The organism is Isoptericola sp. NPDC019571 (assembly GCF_044389385.1).
In the GTDB taxonomy this organism is placed as follows: domain Bacteria; phylum Actinomycetota; class Actinomycetes; order Actinomycetales; family Cellulomonadaceae; genus Isoptericola; species Isoptericola nanjingensis.
Genome location: NZ_JBIRXZ010000002.1, coordinates 257,393 through 277,689 on the forward strand (window position 1 = coordinate 257,393; position 20,297 = coordinate 277,689).

Sequence of the window (20,297 nt, forward strand, 5' to 3'; positions counted from 1 at the left end):
TCAGAACACCCAGCCGCAGGCGGGGGCGAGCGGCCAGCCGAACGCCGCGCTCGTGCGGCCGAGCGCGCCGGCCGACCGCTCGTCGACGAGCCCGGCGCCGGCGAGCGTCACGAGCGACGTGCCGCCCAGGTAGGCGGCGCCGAGCTCGCGCACGTCGAGCCGCAGGTCGGGTTCCGCGTCGGTGCGCTCGCACGTCGCCGCCCCGAACGCCGTCGCCCGCAGGCGCCACGACCCGGCGTTGTCGGCCAGCCGGGGGTCGTCGACCCCGAGCACGACGTCGACGTCGGCCTGGTAGCGACGGCCCGCGAGCGCGCCGGGCACGTCGACGACGCGCACCCACACGTTGTCGGCGACGCGGGCGCCCGCGGCCCGCGGGTCGACGAGCAGGCTCATGACCGCGTCGTCGACCGGCAGCAGGAACGGGTCCGTGCTGCCCATGAGGTCGAGGTCGAGCAGCACGCCCCACAGGGCCCGCGTCGCGGCGGCGTCGAGGGCCACGACGTCGCCCAGGTGCACGGTGCCGCGCGGACCGGTGACCTGCCAGTCCAGGGTGCGGCGGAACGTCGCGTAGCCGCGCGCCTCGCCGTCGCGCTCCACGACGACGATCCGCAGCGACTCGCGCCCGGCCGCCCGGAACGACTTCGGGTCCGCCCAGTAGCTCTCCCACAGCGCGTCGGTCTCCCGAGCGGCCCAACCGGGCCGGTTGATCCCCGCCGGGCCGGCGGGCAGGCCCGGAGCGCGGTGCAGGCGGGCGACGAGGTCGCCGTGGCGCGCGCGGTCGGCGTGCTCCACGCGCACGGTGTGGTCCGCGGCGCCGGGGACGTCGCGCAGCGCCGCGCCCCGCGGGACGGTGATGCGCAGGTCGTCGGCCGCCTTGCCGTACCCGAACCGTCCGTAGATGGCGGCCTCGGCGGCGAACAGCGCGGACAGCGGCTCGCCCCTCCGCCGGCACGCGTCGAGGTGATCGTCGATCATGGCGGTGAGCAGCCCGCGGCGGCGGTGCTGCGGGTGCACGCCCACCCAGGTCAGCCCGGCCGTCGGCAGGGTGGCGCCCGGCACGGGGAACCGGGAGAACGGGTACGACGCGTGGATCGCGGCGAGACCGTCGCCGGGCGCGCCCTCGACCTCGACGCCGACCGCCCGCTCCCACGTCAGGGGCAGCGGCAGGTCGTCGAACTCCGCCACCGAGTGCGGGTCGGGGAAGGCCCAGGTGTCCAGGTCGAGCAGCGCGCCGCGGTCGTCGGCGGTGAGCGTGCGGCTGCGGTAGCCGGCGGGCAGGGCTGAGCGGGAGCGGTCGGAGGTCACCTGCCGATCGTGGCCCGGTCCGGGGCGCTGGGCCAGCGGATTTCCGGACCGCCGGACGGGCCGCCGGGCGACCCACGGTACGGTCCGCCGCCGAGGTCGGCGGTGGGCCGTAGGGTCGCGGTGTGCCAGCCCGCGCCTCGACGTCCGACGAACCCCTCGACGCCCCCGACGAGTACGCCGCAGAGGTGCTCGCCCTGGTGCGCCGCATCCCGTCCGGCCGCGCCATGACGTACGGCCTGATCGCCGAGATCGTCGGCGAGCAGCTCGGGCGCGGCGGGCCTCGACAGGTCGGGAACGTCATGGCCGGCTCCGGCGACCGCTACGCGCACCTCGTGCCGGACGGTGCCGCCGTGGTCGGCCCCGTGCAGGACAACCACCCCGTGCCCTGGTGGCGCGTGGTGAACGCGTCCGGCGCCCCGCCGGCGCGGCACCTCACCGCGGCCCTCGACGCGCTGCGGGCCGAGGGCTGCCCGCTCTCCCGCGACGGCCGGCGCGTGGACCTGCGCCGGGCCGTCTGGTTCCCGCAGGAGCGCTGAGCCCAGGAGGGCCGGCGGCCGTCAGGCCTTCTTCGGCGCCACGCGGGCGGCGGCCGCGCCGGCGGTCGCGCGCACGCGAGCACCCAGGGGAGTGCTGCCGTCCGCGTCCTTGCGGGCCGCCTGTGCCGCGGCGAGCACCGTGAGCATCGACGACGGGTCGCCCTGCAGCAGCATCGTGGTCAGCGCCGTGCCGTCCCAGCGGGCCAGGTCGCGCGCGACCTTGTCCGCCGGGCCGACCAGCGCGACCTCCTCGACGAGCTCGGTCGGCACGGCGCGCGCGGCGTCCTCCCGGCGGCCCGCGAGGAACAGCGCCTGGACCTCGTCGAGCTCGGTCGCGTAGCCGAGGCGGTCCAGCGACGCCTTGTGGAAGTTGGCCTCCTTCGAGCCCATGCCGCCGGCGTACAGCGCGATGTGCGGGCGGATGACGTCCGCCGCGGCCTCGACGTCGTCGCGCACGACCACGGGCACGGTCGCGAGCACCTCGAACGCGGACGACGGCGCGCGCTCGTCGGAGCGCTGCGCGAACCCGGACGCCAGCAGCTCGCGGTGCTCGGCGTCGGCCCGCGGCGCGTAGAAGCCCGCCATCCAGCCGTCGGCGATCTCGGCGGCGAGCGTCACGTTCTTCGGGCCCTGGGCCGCCAGCACGATCGGGATGTCGGCGCGGCGGGGGTGCACGGTCGGCTTGAGGGCCTTGCCGAGGCCGGTGGCGCCGGGAGCGTCCGCGGGGAGCGGGAGGCGGAAGAACTCGCCGTCCGCGGTGACCGGGCGCTCGCGGGCGAAGACCTGGCGCACGACGTCGACGTACTCGCGGGTGCGCGCCAGCGGGCGGCGGTACGGCTGGCCGTACCAGCCCTCGACGACCTGCGGCCCGGAGGCCCCGAGCCCGAGCACGAACCGGCCGCCCGAGAGGTGGTCGAGGGTGATCGCCTGCATGGCCGTCGCCGTCGGGGTGCGGGCCGCCATCTGCGCGATGCCGGTGCCGAGCCGCAGGCGGCGGGTGCGGGAGCCCCACCAGGCGAGCGGGGTGAACGCGTCGGAGCCGTACGCCTCCGCGGTCCAGACCGAGTCGAGGCCCAGCGCCTCGGCCGCGACGAGCGCGGGCACGATGCCCTTCGGGGGCTTGCGGGACCAGTAGCCGGTCTGGATGCCGATGCGCAGGGTGCTCATGGGGCGGGGTGCTCCTCGTCGAGATGGTGCGGTCGTGCCGATGTGTCCGGTACCGGGAGTACGGGGTAATGCCCGTCACACCCTAGCCGACGTCGTGCGTGCGACGGGACCGACAGTAGGTTCGGGGGATGGCGACGATCGACGACGCGGCCCGCCTCGCCGCGGGTCTGCCCGAGGTCACCGAGACGACGACGTTCCGGAACCGGGCGTGGGCGGTGTCCGGACGCGTGTTCTCCTGGCTACGGCCGTTCAGCAAGGCCGACGTGCGGCGGTTCGGGGACGAGCCGGTGCCGGACGGGCCGATCCTCGCCGTCATGGTCGACGACCTCGGCGAGAAGGAGGCCGTGCTCGCCGCGCGCCCGGAGACGCTGACGATCCCGCACCTGGACGGCGTGCCCGTCGTGCTCGTCCGGCTCGAGGCGGTCGACGGCGCCGTGCTGCGCGAGCTCCTCGTCGACGCCTGGCTCGCCAAGGCGCCGCGCCGCGTGGCGGCCGCCCACCCGGAGCTGCTCGCCTGAGGTCGCGGGCGGTCAGCGGCTCCGGGCGCGGTCGGCCATCGTGTTCAGCAGCGCGGCGGCCTCGGCGGCGTCGTCGACGGTGACGGCGAACGACCGCCCGCCCGTCCGCTGGACGAGCAGCGCCTGCCCGCCGCGCAGCACGACGCCCACGCGCCCGTCGCGGGCGGTGCGCCAGCCCCAGCCGCCGTAGTCGCGCAGCGGGCGCACCTGCGTCACCGAGGCCCGGACCACCTCGTCCGCGGGGACGTGGGTCCCCGGCCAGCGGGTCGCGGAACGCACCGTGAGCCCGCTCGGGTCCACCCGCACGGTGAAGGCGAACATCGTGACGAACAGCGCGGCGAGGAGCACCGGGACGACCAGCATCGTCCACTCGGCCGTCAGCGCCGCCGCGAGCGCGGTCAGGGCGACGGCGACAGCCCCGACGGTGAGGCCCGGCCCGCCGGTCGCGCGGCGCAGCCAGACCGCGCGCTCGCCGTCGCGGAGCGCGGTCCGGGGCGCGTCTGCGGGGACCGCCTCGGCTGCGGGCATCGCGGGGTCGCCCGGCACGAGGGCGGCCGCGATCCCGGCGGGGACGAGCGGCAGGAGGACGGCCGTCAGCAGCGCGGCGCCGGACAGCCCGACCTGGGACGGGTCCGCCAGGCCGCGCTGCGGCGCGAGCGTGCCGACGACGACCGCGGCCATGAACGCGCCCGACCACACGCACCCCGCGGCGGTGATCCGGCGGGTCGAGGCGGCGGAGCCCTGCGTCAGCCCGATCGCCGCGAAGAGCCCGCAGAGCGCGACGGTGCTCACGAGGCCGACCAGCACCAGCGCGGTCGGCGACATGAAGCCGTCGGGCACGCCGCCGCGGCTCCAGTGCGACGCGACCTGCGCCGGCAGCTCGTCCCGCCACGCCCGGACCACGACCGCCGCGCCGAGCGTGAACAGCAGCCCGACGAGCGACGACCACGCCGTCGCGCGGCGCGCGCGGGGGCGCCACGCCTCCGTGCCGGAGCGTGCTCGCGGGGTGCCGGGCGGGGGAGCGGTGGTCATCGGTGCATCGCCTCCGTGACGAGGGTGGTGGTGGTCTGGACGGACAGCCCCGCCCGGCGGGCCGCGGCGGCCAGGTCGGCCACGGCTCGTTCGACGTCGGTCAGGTCGGTCGCGGTGGACGCGACGACGGCGCCGCGCCCGCGCCGCAGCTCGAGCGTGCCGTCGTCGCGCAGCACCTGGTAGGCCCGCAGCACGGTGTGCATGTTGAGCTCGAGAGAGGCGGCGAGCTCCCGGGCCGAGGGCAGCCGTTCCCCCGGGCGGAGCGTCCCGTGTGCGACGCCGAGGCGCACCTGGGCGACGAGCTGCGCGTACAGCGGGTCGTCGCTCGTCGGGTCGATGCGCCACATCACGGACGCAGGCTACTTGTTCTACGACTACTAGAACAAACCTCGCGGCCCGACGACGACGGCCCCTGCGCCCGCCGCCGGGAGCGGTGTGTGCAGGGGCCGTCGCGGGGGCCGTCAGATGACGTACTCGAGCAGCTCCGAGGCGTCCTCGACGTGCTGGCCGTGGTCCGGCCGGTGGCCGGGGGTGCGGGCGTGGGCGGGCACCCCGACGGCCACCATGCCGTTCGGCACGTCGCGGGTGACGACGGCGTTCGCGCCGATCTGCGCGTCGTCCCCGATCCACAGCGGGCCGAGGATCTTGGCCCCGGCACCCACCATGACCCGGTCGCCCAGGGTCGGGTGCCGCTTGCCCCGGGTCATCGAGCGACCGCCCAGGGTGGAGCCGTGGAACAGGACGCAGTCGTCGCCGACGACCGCCGTCTGCCCGATCACCACGCCCATGCCGTGGTCGATGAAGAGCCGCCTCCCGATCCGCGCGCCGGGGTGGATCTCGATCCCCGTGACCCACCGGGCGGCCTGCGACACCAGGCGTGCCGGCAGGCGCAGGCCGGGCCGGTGCCACATGCGGTGCGACAGGCGGTGCGCCCACACGGCGTGCACGCCCGGGTACGCGAGCGCGACCTCGAACCGGGAGCGCGCCGCGGGGTCGTGCGCGTGCGCGGCCTCGAGGTCCTCGGCGAGGATCTCGACCAGGTGGCGCAGGCCCGGGCGGTGCCCGGCCGGCATCGGGTGGTCGACGTCGCCGTCGAGGTCCTGGTGGCCGGGTCCGGCGGTGGCGGTCGGAGCGGTGCGGCGGCTCGTCACGTCAGTCCAGCAGGTCCGAGTACAGGATCGTGGACAGGTACCGCTCGCCGAAGTCGGGGATGACGACGACGATCAGCTTCCCGGCGTTCTCGGGCCGCTTGGCGACCTCGAGCGCCCCCGCGATCGCGGCGCCGGAGGAGATGCCGACCAGCAGGCCCTCCTCCTTCGCGGCGCGGCGGGCGAGCTCCACGGAGGTCTCCGCGTCGATGTCGACGACCTCGTCGTAGACGGAGGTGTCGAGGATCTCCGGCACGAAGTTCGCGCCCAGGCCCTGGATCTTGTGCGGGCCGGGGTTCCCGCCGGTGAGGATGGGCGACTCGGCCGGCTCGACCGCGACGATCTTCACCTCCGGCTTGCGCTCCTTGAGGACCTGGCCGACGCCGGTGATCGTGCCACCCGTGCCGATGCCGGCCACGACGATGTCGACCTCGCCGTCCGTGTCGGCCCAGATCTCCTCGGCCGTCGTCTCCCGGTGCACCTTCGGGTTGGCCTCGTTGGCGAACTGGCGGGCGAGGATCGCGCCGGGACGCTCCGCGGCGATCTTCTCCGCGGCGGCGACGGCGCCCTTCATGCCCTCCGCGCCCGGCGTGAGCACGAGCTCCGCGCCGTACGCGCGCAGCAGGGCGCGGCGCTCCTTCGACATCGTCTCGGGCATCGCGAGCACGACCTTGTAGCCGCGCGCGGCGCCGACCCAGGCCAGCGCGATGCCGGTGTTGCCGGAGGTGCCCTCGACGATGGTGCCGCCCGGCTGCAGGGCGCCGGAGGCCTCCGCGGTGTTGATGATCGAGACGCCGATGCGGTCCTTGACGGAGTTGGCGGGGTTGTAGAACTCGAGCTTCGCGACGACCGTCGCGTCGAGGCCGGCGGCGAGACGGTTCAGCCGGACGAGCGGGGTGCGGCCGATGAGCTTCGTCGCGTCGTCGTAGATGCGTGCCATGGGTGTTCCTTCTCCAGGAGTGCGTGCGGGCGAGGTGCTGCGGGTGTGCCGCCGCGTGCGGGGCGGGCCCCAGAGCGGGTGCTCGGAGGGGCGCGGCGCAGGGGCGTCGGCGAGGTCGGTGCGAGCGCCGCACGGTCGCCGGGGACCCGCCGTCGGGCGGGTCGGACGTGACGTGGACGCTCTATCGACAGCATCGCGGCGTCGTCGCCGCGGCGCACGCGGGGGTGCGGAGCGTCGACGCCGGCACCGTCCTCCGGTGTGACGAGAGGGCGGCCGAGGGGGCGACGCGGCGGACGATCGTCATGGCCGGCCCTCCTCGTGAAGCTTCCTGGTGCGTCGTCGTGCAGCTGCCGCGCGGTCGCGCCTGTCGCAGGCTGCGGCGCCGAGCCTAACCAGGTCGCCACCGATCGACAAGGAGCATCTCATCCATCGGCGTCGTCGATCGGTCGGGCGACACCTGTCCCCCGGGTGCGCGGTCGGGCCGCCGGGGGAGGAGGGGAGAGGAGGAAGGGAGCGGGCGACGGGAATCGAACCCGCGTAGCCAGTTTGGAAGACTGGGGCTCTACCATTGAGCTACGCCCGCACGGCCACCCCGCGACACCGTCGCCGGGGTAGGAACGCGGGCCAACCCTAGCAAAGCCCTGGCGGCGCTCGAGCCCGTCCCCGCGCCGTCCGTGCACGTCGGGGGCTCGGCCCCGGACGGCGGCACTACACTGACCGAGGCCCCGCCCGACGGCGGGCCGCGGGGTGTGGCGCAGCTTGGTAGCGCATCTGCTTTGGGAGCAGAGGGTCGCTGGTTCGAATCCAGTCACCCCGACACAGGGACAGGGGCGGACGTCGTGGTCCGTCGCGGCTCGCCCGTGGTTCGGCACGCGCCCGGCGTGCCGATCTGGAAGGATCGGCCCCCGTTCGCCGACGGACGGCGACCGACGTGCGAGGAGAACCTGATGACCACCCCGGACCCCTACACGCCAGGCACGCCCGAGCCGGGTGCGACGCCCCCCGGCGGCACCGAGCCCCAGCAGCCCGCCCCGGGTGAGCCGGCGCCGGGCCAGGCTTCCCCTGCCCAGCCGGCCGGCGGGCAGCCCCATCCCGCATCCCCGCAGGCGCCCGGCCAGGCCTACCCCGCCGCACCGCCCGCCGGGCAGTACGCGCCGGCCTACGGCCAGCCGCCGCAGAACCCGGGCAAGACGCTCGGCATCGTCGGCCTGGTGCTCGGCTTCTTCGGGCCCCTGTCGATCGTCGGCCTGATCCTGTCGATCGTCGGTCTCGTGAAGTCGCGCAAGGCGGGCCAGCCGAACGGTGTCGCGATCGCCGGCATCATCGTGAGCTCCCTCGTGCTCATCGGGACGATCATCGTCGCCGTGGTCATCGGCGTGGGGGTCGGTTACGTCCTCGAGCAGTGCGCCGAGCTGGGGCCGGGGACGCACGTCGTGGGCAACACCACCTTCACCTGCCCCTCCTGACCGCCGCGCACGCCCGCGAGCCCCGGGCCGTCGCGTCGGTCGGGTCTCGCGGGGGTGTGACGCGAGAGGCCGCCGGGCGGCCCTCGCCGTGGCGTAGGATGGACGGGTTGCCCGTACGCCCGTCGTACGGTCCCCGCACCCCGCGCCGCAGCAACCAGGCCGGCTCGCGCCGGTGAGACGCGCGCGCAGCACCCGAACCGTTGGAGACCATCGAAGTGAAGAGCGCCGTCGAGACCCTGGAGCCCACCAAGGTCAAGCTGACCGTCGAGGTGGAGTACGACGAGCTCAAGCCGAGCATCGACCACGCGTACAAGCACATCGCCGAGCAGGTGAACATCCCCGGGTTCCGCAAGGGCAAGGTTCCCCCGCGCATCATCGACCAGCGCGTCGGCTGGGGTGCGGTCGTCGAGCACGCTGTGAACGACGCTCTGTCGAACTTCTACCGCGACGCCGTCACGGCCGAGTCGCTGCGCCCCCTGGGCCAGCCCGAGGTCGAGGTGACCGAGATCCCCGCCAAGGCCGGCGAGGGCCAGCTCGCGTTCACCGCCGAGGTCGAGGTCCGCCCCGAGATCACCCTCCCGGACCTGTCCGGCATCGACATCACGGTGGACTCCACCGAGGTGAGCGACGAGGACGTCACCGAGCGCCTCGACGCGCTGCGCGAGCGCTTCGGCACCCTCGTGGGCGTCGACCGTCCGGCCGCCGAGGGCGACTACGTCGTCATCGACCTCAAGGCCGTCATCGGTGACGAGGAGATCGACTCGGTCTCCGGCGTCTCCTACCAGATCGGCGCTGGCAACATGCTGGAGGGCCTCGACGAGGCGCTCACGGGCCTGTCGACGGACGAGACCACGACCTTCGCCACCAAGCTCGCCGGCGGCGAGCACGAGGGCGAGGAGGCGCAGGTCACCGTCACGGCCACCGCCGTCAAGGAGCGCGACCTGCCGACGCCGGACGACGACTTCGCCCAGCTCGCCTCGGAGTTCGACACCCTCGAGGAGCTGACCGCGGACCTGCGCGAGCAGGTCGCGTCGATTAAGACGTCGAACCAGGCCGTCGCCGCCCGCGACCTGCTGCTGGAGAAGCTGCTGGAGGCCGTCGAGGTCCCGGTGCCGTCGGGCGCGGTCGAGGCCGAGGTGCACCGCCACCTGGAGTCGGAGAACCGTCTCGAGGACGACGAGCACCGCGCCGAGGTCACCGAGGACGCCACCAAGGCCCTCAAGAACCAGATCCTGCTCGACACGCTGGCCGAGAAGCTCGAGGTCCAGGTCGGCCAGGGCGAGCTCGTCGAGTACCTGGTCCAGGCGTCTCAGCAGTACGGCATGGACCCGAACCAGTTCATCTCGACCCTCGACCAGGGCGGCCAGATCCCCGCCATGGTCGGCGAGGTCGCGCGCTCCAAGGCTCTCGCCGTGGCGCTCCGCGACATCGAGGTCAAGGACTCCGACGGCAACGTCGTCGACCTGACCGAGTTCATCGGCACCGAGGAGGAGGACGCTGCGGCCGCCGAGGCCGAGGAGCCCACCGAGACCGCCGCGTCCGACGAGGCGTCGGAGGAGGCCGAGGAGTCGGCCAAGGCCTGACCCTCGGAGCCCCTCCGGGCCACCCGGACCCACGCCGGCCCGCATCGTCCTCACGGACGGTGCGGGCCGTCGTCGTCCCCGCGGCGGTGCCGGGACCCGCCGCGCAGCACCGCGGCGACGCCGAGCCCGGCCAGGCCGAGCCCGATGCCGCCGTCGGGGGAGAGGGGCTCGTCGAGGTCACGGCGGCGTAGCGCCACAGGAGCAGGGTGGGCACGGCGGCCTGCCCGGTCCCGAGCCGCGCGCCGAGGAACCCGGAGCTCCACGAGAGCACGAAGGCGGCAGGGGCGAGGGTGGTCACGGCACCGGCAGATATACAGGTCTGTATAGTCGGTCGCATGACCGAGCAGATCGCGCCGTCGGCGCCCCTCACCCCGGCGGCGCGCCGGATCCTCGCGGCCGCGTCGCGCCTGTTCTACGCCCGCGGCCTGCACGCCGTCGGCGTCGACACGATCGCCGCGGAGGCAGGCGTCACCAAGAAGACGCTCTACGACCGCTTCGGGTCGAAGGAGGCGCTCGAGGTGGCGTACCTGCGCGCCCGTGACGCCCGGTGGGAGGAGCTCCTGGGCCGGAGCCTCGCGGCGCACCCGGCCGCCGGCGTCGACCGGGTCCTGGCGTTCTTCGACGCCGTCGAGGAGTGGTCGGCGGCCGAGGGCGGGCGCGGGTGCGCCGCGATCAACGCCCGCGCCGAGGTGGACGACCCCGGGCACCCGGTCGCGGTCGAGGTCGCCCGGCAGAAGTCGTGGGTCCGGGACCGCCTCGAGGCCGAGTGCCGCGCCGCCGGGATCGCCCGCCCCGGCGGGCTCGCGGACGAGCTCATGGTGCTCTACGACGGGGCGCTGGCGGCGTCGGGGACCGGCGTGCCCGCAGGGCCCTTCCGGGCGGCGCGCCGCGCCGCCGGCGCCCTGTGCGCGGCGCACGCGGCGTGAGCCGCGGCCGCCCGCGGAGTCGTCGTGTGCGCCAGCAGCGAAAAGCCCCTCCGCCGGGACGTTTCGCGTGGTTGCCGCACGTTAGGGTCGATCGACGGCGATGACGAAGGAGACGGACGTGAACGACTTGCTGCGGATGGACGGTGCGACGCCGGTGGCGCGTGCCGATGGCCCGGGCCTCGGCCTCAACGACTCCATCTACAACCGGCTCCTCAAGGAGCGCATCATCTGGCTGGGCTCGGAGGTGCGCGACGAGAACGCGAACGCCATCTGCGCCCAGATGATGCTGCTGGCCGCGGAGGACCCGGACAAGGACATCTGGCTGTACATCAACAGCCCCGGCGGCTCCATCACGGCCGGCATGGCGATCTACGACACCATGCAGTACATCAAGCCCGACGTCGCGACCATCGCGATGGGCATGGCCGCGTCGATGGGGCAGTTCCTGCTCTCCTCGGGCGCGAAGGGCAAGCGGTACATCACCCCGCACGCCCGCGTGCTGATGCACCAGCCGTCCGGCGGCGTCGGCGGCACCGCGACCGACGTGCGGATCGGCGCGCAGCTGATCATGCACATGAAGAAGGTGCTCTCCGAGCTGACGGCCGAGCAGACCGGGCAGTCGCTGGAGCAGATCCTCAAGGACAACGACCGCGACAAGTGGTTCACCGCGGACGAGGCGCTCGAGTACGGCTTCGTCGACCACGTGGTCACCAACGCCGCCTCGGTCTCGGGCGGTGGCGGCGCGTCGGGCTCCTGACGCCGACCACCCGCCCCCGGAACCCACCGACTTCCCACCCGAGGAGAACACCGTGAGCTACTCAGACGAGTACCAGTTCGCAATGCGGGCCCAGAACCTGGCGGGCGCCGCGGCGCGTCCCGGCGGCGTCGCGCTCCCGCACGGCGCGCCGACGTCGCGCTACGTGCTGCCCCAGTTCGAGGAGCGCACCGCGTACGGCTTCAAGCGCCAGGACCCGTACACCAAGCTGTTCGAGGACCGCATCATCTTCATGGGCGTCCAGGTCGACGACGCGTCGGCGGACGACATCATGGCGCAGCTGCTGGTCCTCGAGAGCCAGGACCCCGACCGCGACATCATGATCTACATCAACTCGCCGGGTGGGTCGTTCACGGCCATGACGGCGCTGTACGACACGATGCAGTTCATCAAGCCGCAGATCCAGACGGTGTGCCTGGGCCAGGCGGCGTCCGCCGCGGCCGTGCTGCTCGCCGCCGGCCAGCCGGGCAAGCGGCTCGCGCTGCCGAACGCCCGCGTGCTGATCCACCAGCCCGCGATGGAGGGCGGCGGCTACGCCCAGGCGTCCGACATCGAGATCCACGCCAACGAGCTCATCCGCATGCGCGAGTGGCTCGAGTCGACGCTGGCGGCGCACACGGGCAAGACCGAGGAGCAGGTGCGCGAGGACATCGAGCGCGACAAGATCCTCACCGCCGCGCAGGCGAAGGACTACGGCCTGGTCGACCAGGTGCTCGAGAGCCGCAAGCCTGCCGCTCTCGCGCCGCGCTGACCAGCACGTTCACGGGGCCCGCGACCTCCCGAGGGGGACGTCGCGGGCCTCGCGACACGACGCACCGGGCTACTCGGCTGACAACGACGCCCTCGTGGTGTGGAATGGACGCAGGACCAGCACTCAGGACGTGCACTCACGAGATGGAGGCTCCCGGTGGCTCGGATCGGTGACGGCGCAGACCTGCTGAAGTGCTCGTTCTGCGGGAAGTCGCAGAAGCAGGTCAAGAAGCTCATCGCCGGCCCCGGCGTGTACATCTGCGACGAGTGCATCGACCTCTGCAACGAGATCATCGAGGAGGAGCTCGGCGAGGCGGCGGAGCTGGGGCTCACCGAGCTGCCGAAGCCGCGCGAGATCTTCGACTTCCTCGAGCAGTACGTCATCGGGCAGGAGCCGGCCAAGCGGGCGCTGGCCGTGGCGGTCTACAACCACTACAAGCGGGTCCAGGCGGGCGAGGCCCAGCGCGACGGCGACGACGCCGTCGAGATCGCGAAGTCCAACATCCTGCTCATCGGGCCCACCGGCACCGGCAAGACCTACCTGGCGCAGACGCTGGCGAAGATGCTCAACGTGCCGTTCGCCATCGCGGACGCCACGGCTCTCACGGAGGCCGGGTACGTGGGCGAGGACGTCGAGAACATCCTCCTCAAGCTCATCCAGGCCGCGGACTACGACGTCAAGAAGGCCGAGACGGGCATCATCTACATCGACGAGGTCGACAAGGTGGCCCGCAAGGCGGAGAACCCGTCGATCACGCGCGACGTCTCCGGCGAGGGCGTGCAGCAGGCGCTCCTGAAGATCATCGAGGGCACCACGGCGTCGGTGCCCCCGCAGGGCGGGCGCAAGCACCCGCACCAGGAGTTCATCCAGATCGACACCACGAACGTGCTGTTCATCGTGGCGGGCGCGTTCGCCGGGCTCGACGACATCGTGGCCTCCCGCTCCCGCAAGCGCGGCATCGGATTTAGCGCCCCCATGGAGACGGTCGCCGACGACGACCTGTTCGCGGAGGTGCGGCCCGAGGACCTGCAGAAGTTCGGCCTCATCCCCGAGTTCATCGGGCGGCTGCCCGTCATCGCGTCCGTGTCCCCGCTGGACCGTGACGCGCTGGTGCGGATCCTCACCGAGCCGCGCAACGCGCTCGTCAAGCAGTTCCAGCGGATGTTCGAGATCGACGGCGTCGAGCTCGAGTTCGAGCAGGACGCGGTCGAGGCGATCGCCGAGCAGGCTCTGCTGCGGGGCACCGGGGCGCGCGGGCTGCGCGCCATCATGGAGGAGGTCCTCCAGCAGGTGATGTTCGACGTGCCGAGCCGGGACGACGTCGAGCGGGTGGTCGTGAGCCGCGAGGTCGTGCTGGAGAACGTCAACCCGACGCTGGTGCCGCGCACGTCGCCCGTGCGTCGTCGCACCCCCCGCGAGAAGAGCGCCTGAGCCCTACCGGGCCCTTACCGGGAGTAGAGCGCGTCGACCTCGTCCGCGAAGTCGCGCAGCACGAGGTCGCGCTTCACCTTCAACGACGGCGTCAGGTACTCGTTCGCCTCCGTGAAGTCGCCCTCGAGCACCCGGAACTTGCGGATCGACTCCGCCCGGGAGACGGCCGTGTTGGCCTCCTCCACCGCGGCGTCGAGCGCCGCCAGCACCCGGGGGTCGGTCCGTGCGGCGCCCACCGACATCGGCGGGATGCCCTGCGTGGCCAGCCAGCCGGGCAGCATCTCGGCGTCCAGCGTGACGAGCGCGCCGATGAAGGGGCGCTCGTCGCCCACGACGACGACCTGCGACACCAGCGGGTGCGCCCGGACCCGGTCCTCCAGCGGGGCCGGGGCGACGTTCTTGCCGCCCGCGGTGACGATGATCTCCTTGGTGCGGCCGGTGATGCGCAGGTGGCCGTGGTCCAGCGCGCCCAGGTCGCCGGTGCGGAACCAGCCGTCCACGAGCGCGTCGGCGGTGAGGTCGGGGCGACCCCGGTAGCCGCGGAAGAGGTGCGGGCCCGCCACGAAGACCGTGCCGTCGTCGTCGATCCGCACCGAGGTGCCGGGAAACGGCGGGCCGACCGTGCCGATGCGCAGGTCGGAGGGCAGGTTCACGGCGGTCGGGGCCGTCGTCTCGGTGAGGCCGTACCCCTCGAGCACGGTGAGGCCCGCCCCGCGGAAGAAGTGGCCGAGGCGGTCGCCGAGCGGCGCGCCGCCCGAGATCGCGTACCGAAGGTGCCCGCCCATCGCGGCGCGCAGCTGCGACAGCACCAGCCGGTCGGCCACCGCGTGCCGGGCCCGCAGCGTCGCCGGGACGCGCCCGGCGTCGAGCGCGCGCGAGTACTGGCCCGACACGCGCGCGGCCCAGCCGAAGACACGCCGCTTGCTGCGCGACCCGGCGCGCTGCTCGGCGGAGTTGTAGACCTTCTCGAACACGCGGGGGACGGCGAGCAGGAACGTGGGCCGGAACGTCCTGAGGTCGTCGGTGAGCGTCCTGACGTCAGGCAGGTGGCCGAGCACGGAGGTGCTGGCGATCACCGCGACCTGGATCAGCCGCGCGAACACGTGCGCCAGCGGCAGGAAGAGCACGGTGCGCGCACCGTCCGCCTCCAGGAGCTCCGGGAGGGCGAGGCGGGCGTTCATCGCGAGGTGCGCGAAGTTGCCGTGCGTGAGCTCGGCGCCCTTGGGGCGTCCCGTGGAGCCGGAGGTGTAGACGATCGTGGCGAGGTCGTCGCGGCGCACGGCGTCGCGGCGGTCCGCGACGTCCCGCGCGGGGACGGACGCCCCGGCCTCGCGCAGCGCGTCGACGGCACCGGTCGCGATGACGAGGACCTCCTCGAGGTCGGGCAGCTCGTCGTCCACCTGGTGCACGGCGTCCGCGTGCGCGGGCGTCTCCACCACGACGAGGCGGGCTCCGGAGTCCTCGAGGATCCAGCGCACCTGGTCGGGCGAGGAGGTCTCGTACACGGGCACGACGACGGCGCCGGCCGCCCAGGCGGCGAAGTCGAGCAGCGTCCACTCGTAACGGGTGCGCGACATGATCGCGACGCGGTCGCCGGGCTCGATGCCCCGCGCGACGAGGCCGCGCGCCACGGTCGTGACGTCGGCCTGGAACTCGGCGGCGGACACCGGCACCCAGGAACCGCCCGACGCGGCGCGCCGCTCGAGGAGGGTGCGGTCGCCGGCCCGGGCGACCCGGTCCGCCAGCAGCGTGCTGATGCTCGTGCCCTCGGGCACGTCCACGAGGCTCGGCGTCGTCGCGACCGTCATCTGCTCTCTCTCCGTGCGTGGGTGCGGCATGCGCTGTGCGGCATGCGGGGCGGCGTCGTGCCGCTCGGCGGGCCGACGGGTCCCGACCGGTCTCCGGTCGGCGTGCGGGCCGACGTGGGACCTTACACGCTCGGCGCGCCTCGTAGGATCGGGTCATGCCCGAGACCCCTCACGACGTCCCCCAGGCTGCCGGCCCGCGCCCCGCGACGGACGGCATGCCCCAGGAGATCCTGGACCTGCGCGCCAGCATCGACAACATCGACGCCGCCCTCGTGCACCTGCTGGCCGAGCGCTTCAAGATGACGCGGCGCGTGGGCGAGCTCAAGGCCGTGGGCGGGCTGCCGCCCGCCGACCCGTCGCGCGACCGCCAGCAGGTCGACCGCCTCAAGGGTCTCGCGGAGGGCGCCGGGCTGGACCCGGAGTTCACGGAGCAGTTCCGCAACTTCATCGTCTCCGAGGTGATCCGCCACCACGAGCGCATCGCCGAGGAGCACGCCGCCGGGCGGCGCAAGGGCGAGCTGCCGCCGCTGGACACCTACGCTTGAAGAGGTGAGATCTGACGTGCTCCGGTCCGGGTCGGCGGGAGTCCGGCCGCTGCGCCTGACGGGGTGGCGTCCGTCGCGTTTCCGTCGCAGGCTGGGTGCTTAGCCCGACGACGGACACCTGGGGGACCACGGATGAAGATCGACTGGCTCAAGCCCCTCGTCGGACGCCCCGGACCGTTCGCGACCGTCTACCTGGACGCGACGCCCTCGGCCGAGGCGGGCGACAGGGACGTCGCGAACCGGTGGCGGGCGGTGCGACGTTCCTTGGAACGGCAGGGCGCGCCCGCGAGCGTGCTGGACGCGCTCGAGGCCGCCGTCCTGCGACCCACACGAACGGCGGGCGCCCACGGCCGGGTGCTCATCGCCTCCGACGCCGGGGTCGCGGTGGACCGCGTGCTGCGCAACCCGCCCGCCGTCGCGACCGGCGCGTGGCTGCCCGTGCCGGTGCTGCTGCAGGCGGCGCAGGCGGCGGACGAGGCGGTCGACGCCCTGTGCGTCGCCGTCGACCGGAGCGGTGCGGACTTCTGGCCGTGCGACGCGGGCGGCCGGCCCGGCGGGGCGCGCGAGACGTTCGAGGGACCGAACGACGAGGTCAGCAAGACCTCCAGCACCGGCACGAAGCGCGCCATCATCGAGTCGCGTGCCGAGGACTCCTGGAAGCGCAACGCGGCGGCCGTGGCGGCCGAGATCGACCGGCGCGTGACGGAGGGGAACCCGGAGGTGGTGCTGCTCACCGGCGACGTGCGCGCGGTGAACCTGGTGCGGGCGGAGCTCGGGCAGGAGGCCTCCCGGCGGACCGTGGAGGTCGCGGGCGGCGGGCGCGGGCCGGGTGTGCGCGCGGACACGTTCGAGGCCGGCGTCGAGGACGCCCTCGACTCCTACCGGGAGCGCCGGCGCGAGGTGGTCCTGGCGGAGTTCCGCCAGGACCAGGGGCGCGAGGAGGGTGCCGTGTCGTCGATCGACGACGTCGTCGCCGTCCTGGCGCGCGGCCAGGTCAAGGCCCTGGTGCTCGCCGAGCAGATCGCGATCGACTCGACGTCCGCCCTGGCGGCCTCCGCCGGCGGGGCCGGGGGAGCGGGAGGTGCCGACGGCCTGCTCGGGGGGCGCACGCTGTGGATCGGCCCGGACCCGATGCACATCGCGACGTCCCGGGCGGACCTGGCGGACCTCGGCGTCTCGGACGGCCTCGAGGAGCTGCCGGCGACGTCGGCCCTGCTGCGGGCGGCGATCGGCCAGGACGCCGCGCTGACGTTCGCGCCCGAGGGCTCCGTGGAGCTCATGGACGGCGTCGGCGCGACCCTGCGGTGGCACGACGACGGGACGCCGAAGGAGGTCGCCGCCACCATGAGCGGCGACGGCGACCGGTTCACCACGCCGAGGTAGTACGGAATTCGCCGAGGTAGTACGAGGGACGGCCCGCATTCTCGCGGGCCGTCCGTCGTACTACCTCGGCGAATTCCGTACTACCTCGCCGGGGTCAGGCCTTCGGCTTGCGGGCCGGGGGCTCGCCGAGCTCGGACGCGGTGACGACGATGCCGCCCTGCACGTCCGGGTTGCCCTGCCCCTCGGCCGCCTCGACGACGTCGAGGTCGCCCGTGGCGCGGCCGGCGCCGCGCACGTCGTCGAGGGCCGACCGGACGCCGTCGAGCAGCGTGGCCGGGACGGCCATGGAGGCGCTGAGGATGGGCGTGCGCATGGAGACCTTGGCCTCCGACTTGATCTTGCGCAGCGCCGCGAGCGCGTGCCCGGCGGCCGTGAGCTGCACGGGGTCGGCGTCGCCGGCCGCCGCGCGCAGCGGCGCGGACGCCGGCCAGGCGGCGTGGTGCACCGAGCCGGCACGCCACCACGACCAGACCTCCTCCGTGGCGAACGGCAGGAACGGGGCCAGCAGTCGCAGCAGCGTGTCGACGGCGAGGGCGAGCGCCGTGCGTGCCGACACCGTCTCGGGCGTCACCTCGGTGGCCGCGGCCCCCGCGCCGTACGCGCGGTCCTTGACCAGCTCGAGGTAGTCGTCGCAGAAGGTCCAGAAGTACGTCTCCGTGGCCTCGAGCGCGCGCGTGTGGTCGTACGCCTCGAACGCGGCGGTGGCCTGCTCGACGACGTCCGCCAGCCCGGCGAGCATCGCGCGGTCCAGGGGGACGGTGACGCGGGCCGGGTCCAGGACGATCTCGCCGGCGCCGGTCTCGGGGTCGACGCCGAAGGTCAGCGCGAACTTCGAGGCGTTGAGCACCTTGATCGCGAGGCGGCGGCCGATCTTCATCTGGCCGACCTCGAACGCGGCGTCGGTGCCGAGGCGCGCGGCCGCGGCCCAGTAGCGGACGGCGTCCGCGCCGTGCTCCTCCAGCAGCGCCATCGGCGTGACGACGTTGCCCTTGGACTTGGACATCTTCTTGCGGTCCGGGTCGAGGATCCAGCCGCTGATCGCCGCGTGCTTCCACGGCAGCACGCCGCACTCCAGGTGCGAGCGCACCACCGAGGAGAACAGCCAGGTGCGGATGATGTCCTGGCCCTGCGGGCGCAGGTCCATCGGGTACACGCGGGAGAAGAGGTCGGCGTCGCGCTCCCAGCCGGACACGATGAGCGGCGACAGGGACGACGTCGCCCAGGTGTCCATGACGTCGGCGTCGCCGACGAAGCCGCCCGCCGCGCCGCGCTGCGACTCGTCGAAGCCGGCCGGGGCCTGCGACGTCGGGTCGACGGGCAGCTCCGCCTCCGTCGGCACGATCGGGTGGTCGTGGTCGACGTCGCCGTCCGCGTCCACGGGATACCAGAGCGGCACCGCCACGCCGAAGAAGCGCTGGCGCGAGATGAGCCAGTCGCCGTTGAGCCCGTTCACCCAGTTCTCGTACCGCACGCGCATGAAGTCGGGGTGGAAGTCGAGCTCCTTGCCGCGGGCCAGCAGCTCGGCCTTGAGGTCGCGCTTCTCCCAGTCGCGCCCGCCGTTGCGGATGTACCACTGGCGGGAGGTGACGATCTCGAGGGGCTTGTCGCCCTTCTCGTAGAAGTTCGTCATGCGCTGGGTGGCGCTGGGCTCACCGTCGAGGTCGCCGCTGGCGCGCAGCGCGTCGACGACGGCCTTGCGGGCGCTGAACGTCGTCTTGCCGGCGAGCTCCTCGGCGTACAGGGACTCGCCGGGGCCGCCCGCGACCCACTCGGGCGTCTCGCGGGAGAGGCGGCCGTCGCGCTGGATGACCGAGCGCGTGGCGAGCTGCAGCTCGCGCCACCACTGCACGTCGGTGAGGTCGCCGAAGGTGCAGCACATGGCGATGCCGGCGCCCTTGTCCATCGCGGCGGCCGGGTGCGCGAGCACCGGCACCTCGACGCCGAACAGGGGCGAGGTCACGGTGGTGCCGAACAGGCCCTGGTACCGCTCGTCGTCGGGGTGGGCGATGAGCGCCACCACGGCCGGGATGAGCTCCGGGCGCGTGGTCTCGATGTACAGCGGGCTGCCGTCGGGCCGGTGGAACGCGACCCGGTGGTAGAACCCGGGGTACTCGCGCGCCTCGAGCTCGGCCTGCGCGACGGCGGTCTGGAACGTCACGTCCCACAGGCCCGGCGCCTCGGCCTGGTACGCCTCGCCGCGGGCGAGGTTGCGCAGGAAGGCGCGCTGCGACGCGGCCCGGGAGGTGGCGTCGATCGTCTGGTAGTTCTGGGCCCAGTCCACGGACAGTCCGAGGCGGCGCCACAGCTCCTCGAACTGGCGCTCGTCGTCGGCGGTGAGCCGCTCGCACAGCTCGATGAAGTTGCGGCGGCTGACCGGCACCTGGTCGCCGGGCTTGACGTTCTTGCCGTCCGTGCCCTGGTGCGGAGGCTCGAAGCCCTCGACGTACGGCAGCGACGGGTCGCAGCGCACGCCGTAGTAGTTCTGCACGCGGCGCTCGGTGGGCAGGCCGTTGTCGTCCCAGCCCATCGGGTAGAAGACCTTCTTGCCCCGCATCCGCTGGAAGCGGGCGACCGTGTCCGTGTGCGTGTAGCTGAACACGTGGCCCACGTGCAGCGAGCCGGAGACCGTGGGCGGCGGGGTGTCGATCGAGTACACCTGCTCGCGCGTGGCGGTGCGGTCGAAGGCGTACGTGCCCTCGGCCGACCAGCGCTCGTCGAAGCGCTGCTCCAGGCCCTCCAGGCTGACCTTGTCCGGTACCTCCCGGACCACCGCGCGGACGACGTCGCCGGCTACCGGAGCAACAGAGCTGCCGGCGGGCGGGGTCGCTGCGGGGGTCTGCGCGGGCGCGGTCGGCGCCTCGGGGGTCGGGAAGTCGCTCATGGTCGCTCATTCTCCCAGATCCGAGCGGGCTGCCGGGCACGGCTGTCTCGATCGGCGGACGGCGCCGGAGCGTCGGGCGAATCCTCTGACTAGAGTCAGAGG

Annotated in this window: 19 protein-coding genes and 2 tRNA genes; 11 read left to right on the forward strand and 10 right to left on the reverse strand. The window is 73.8% G+C overall.

The annotated features are described in order from the left end of the window. Complete coding sequence (eis, locus tag ACH443_RS04490) at positions 1-1,305, reverse strand: enhanced intracellular survival protein Eis (protein ID WP_430589577.1); 1,305 nt, start codon at positions 1,303-1,305, stop codon at positions 1-3. A gap of 122 nt (positions 1,306-1,427) precedes the next feature. On the opposite strand from eis, the gene ACH443_RS04495 reads away from it, so the two are divergent. Next, positions 1,428-1,841 (forward strand): MGMT family protein, encoded by a 414-nt coding sequence (locus ACH443_RS04495; protein WP_429762377.1) that lies wholly within the window; start codon positions 1,428-1,430, stop codon positions 1,839-1,841. A gap of 21 nt (positions 1,842-1,862) precedes the next feature. Here ACH443_RS04495 and ACH443_RS04500 read toward each other — a convergent pair whose 3' ends face one another. Beyond that, complete coding sequence (locus tag ACH443_RS04500) at positions 1,863-2,999, reverse strand: LLM class F420-dependent oxidoreductase (protein WP_430589723.1); 1,137 nt, start codon at positions 2,997-2,999, stop codon at positions 1,863-1,865. 137 nt (positions 3,000-3,136) lie between these two features. Here ACH443_RS04500 and ACH443_RS04505 point away from each other — a divergent pair, with 137 nt between their 5' ends. Continuing rightward, entirely contained in the window at positions 3,137-3,526 is a 390-nt protein-coding gene (locus ACH443_RS04505; RefSeq protein WP_429762376.1) for an MmcQ/YjbR family DNA-binding protein, read from the forward strand. 12 nt (positions 3,527-3,538) lie between these two features. Here ACH443_RS04505 and ACH443_RS04510 read toward each other — a convergent pair whose 3' ends face one another. The 5 genes from ACH443_RS04510 to ACH443_RS04530 all read right to left on the reverse strand — a co-directional run bounded on the left by ACH443_RS04510 (position 3,539) and on the right by ACH443_RS04530 (position 7,229). Beyond that, a complete protein-coding gene (locus ACH443_RS04510; RefSeq protein WP_430589578.1) occupies positions 3,539-4,558 on the reverse strand; it encodes a DUF1648 domain-containing protein in 1,020 nt (339 codons plus the stop codon). Next, a complete protein-coding gene (locus ACH443_RS04515) occupies positions 4,555-4,905 on the reverse strand; it encodes a GntR family transcriptional regulator (RefSeq protein ID WP_430589724.1) in 351 nt (116 codons plus the stop codon). Before ACH443_RS04515 ends, ACH443_RS04510 begins: the two co-directional genes overlap by 4 nt. A 114-nt stretch (positions 4,906-5,019) precedes the next feature. Next, positions 5,020-5,631 (reverse strand): serine O-acetyltransferase EpsC, encoded by a 612-nt coding sequence (gene epsC, locus ACH443_RS04520; protein ID WP_429762684.1) that lies wholly within the window; start codon positions 5,629-5,631, stop codon positions 5,020-5,022. A 79-nt stretch (positions 5,632-5,710) separates the two neighbouring features. Further along, on the reverse strand, positions 5,711-6,646 hold the full coding sequence (gene cysK, locus ACH443_RS04525) for a cysteine synthase A (protein ID WP_430589579.1): 936 nt from the start codon (positions 6,644-6,646) through the stop codon (positions 5,711-5,713). Between the two features lie 512 nt (positions 6,647-7,158). Then, a tRNA-Gly gene (locus tag ACH443_RS04530) sits at positions 7,159-7,229 on the reverse strand. Positions 7,230-7,389: 160 nt separating this feature from the next. On the opposite strand from ACH443_RS04530, the gene ACH443_RS04535 reads away from it, so the two are divergent. The 3 genes from ACH443_RS04535 to tig all read left to right on the forward strand — a co-directional run bounded on the left by ACH443_RS04535 (position 7,390) and on the right by tig (position 9,695). Further along, positions 7,390-7,463, forward strand: a tRNA-Pro gene (locus ACH443_RS04535). Positions 7,464-7,593: 130 nt separating this feature from the next. Continuing rightward, positions 7,594-8,112 (forward strand): DUF4190 domain-containing protein, encoded by a 519-nt coding sequence (locus tag ACH443_RS04540; RefSeq protein ID WP_430589580.1) that lies wholly within the window; start codon positions 7,594-7,596, stop codon positions 8,110-8,112. A 215-nt stretch (positions 8,113-8,327) separates the two neighbouring features. Beyond that, positions 8,328-9,695, forward strand: a complete 1,368-nt coding sequence (gene tig / locus ACH443_RS04545; RefSeq protein ID WP_430589581.1) for a trigger factor — start codon at positions 8,328-8,330, stop codon at positions 9,693-9,695. A gap of 50 nt (positions 9,696-9,745) precedes the next feature. Here tig and ACH443_RS04550 read toward each other — a convergent pair whose 3' ends face one another. After that, positions 9,746-9,892 (reverse strand): hypothetical protein, encoded by a 147-nt coding sequence (locus ACH443_RS04550; protein ID WP_430589582.1) that lies wholly within the window; start codon positions 9,890-9,892, stop codon positions 9,746-9,748. 138 nt (positions 9,893-10,030) lie between these two features. On the opposite strand from ACH443_RS04550, the gene ACH443_RS04555 reads away from it, so the two are divergent. The 4 genes from ACH443_RS04555 (at position 10,031) to clpX (ending at position 13,578) form a co-directional block, all read left to right on the forward strand. Next, positions 10,031-10,621, forward strand: coding sequence for a TetR/AcrR family transcriptional regulator (locus ACH443_RS04555; RefSeq protein ID WP_430589583.1), 591 nt, complete (start codon positions 10,031-10,033; stop codon positions 10,619-10,621). 136 nt (positions 10,622-10,757) lie between these two features. Then, the gene (locus ACH443_RS04560) at positions 10,758-11,378 is read left to right on the forward strand and encodes an ATP-dependent Clp protease proteolytic subunit (protein WP_429762682.1); all 621 of its coding nucleotides are present in this window, start codon (positions 10,758-10,760) and stop codon (positions 11,376-11,378) included. 82 nt (positions 11,379-11,460) lie between these two features. Beyond that, positions 11,461-12,147, forward strand: coding sequence for an ATP-dependent Clp protease proteolytic subunit (locus ACH443_RS04565; protein ID WP_429762681.1), 687 nt, complete (start codon positions 11,461-11,463; stop codon positions 12,145-12,147). Between the two features lie 156 nt (positions 12,148-12,303). Then, positions 12,304-13,578 carry an ATP-dependent Clp protease ATP-binding subunit ClpX gene (gene clpX, locus ACH443_RS04570; RefSeq protein WP_429762357.1) on the forward strand — a complete coding sequence of 425 codons (1,275 nt, stop codon included), beginning with the start codon at positions 12,304-12,306 and terminating at the stop codon, positions 13,576-13,578. A 14-nt stretch (positions 13,579-13,592) separates the two neighbouring features. On the opposite strand, the gene ACH443_RS04575 is transcribed toward clpX, so the two are convergent. Then, positions 13,593-15,386 (reverse strand): AMP-dependent synthetase/ligase, encoded by a 1,794-nt coding sequence (locus ACH443_RS04575; protein WP_430589584.1) that lies wholly within the window; start codon positions 15,384-15,386, stop codon positions 13,593-13,595. Between the two features lie 155 nt (positions 15,387-15,541). Between ACH443_RS04575 and ACH443_RS04580 the strand changes: the two genes are divergently transcribed. Next, on the forward strand, positions 15,542-15,931 hold the full coding sequence (locus tag ACH443_RS04580) for a chorismate mutase (RefSeq protein WP_430589585.1): 390 nt from the start codon (positions 15,542-15,544) through the stop codon (positions 15,929-15,931). 132 nt (positions 15,932-16,063) lie between these two features. Next, a complete protein-coding gene (locus ACH443_RS04585) occupies positions 16,064-17,314 on the forward strand; it encodes a hypothetical protein (protein WP_430555797.1) in 1,251 nt (416 codons plus the stop codon). A gap of 94 nt (positions 17,315-17,408) precedes the next feature. Here the strand turns inward: ACH443_RS04585 and valS are convergent, their stop codons facing one another. Further along, complete coding sequence (gene valS, locus ACH443_RS04590) at positions 17,409-20,195, reverse strand: valine--tRNA ligase (RefSeq protein ID WP_430589586.1); 2,787 nt, start codon at positions 20,193-20,195, stop codon at positions 17,409-17,411. Positions 20,196-20,297: the final 102 nt, after the last annotated feature.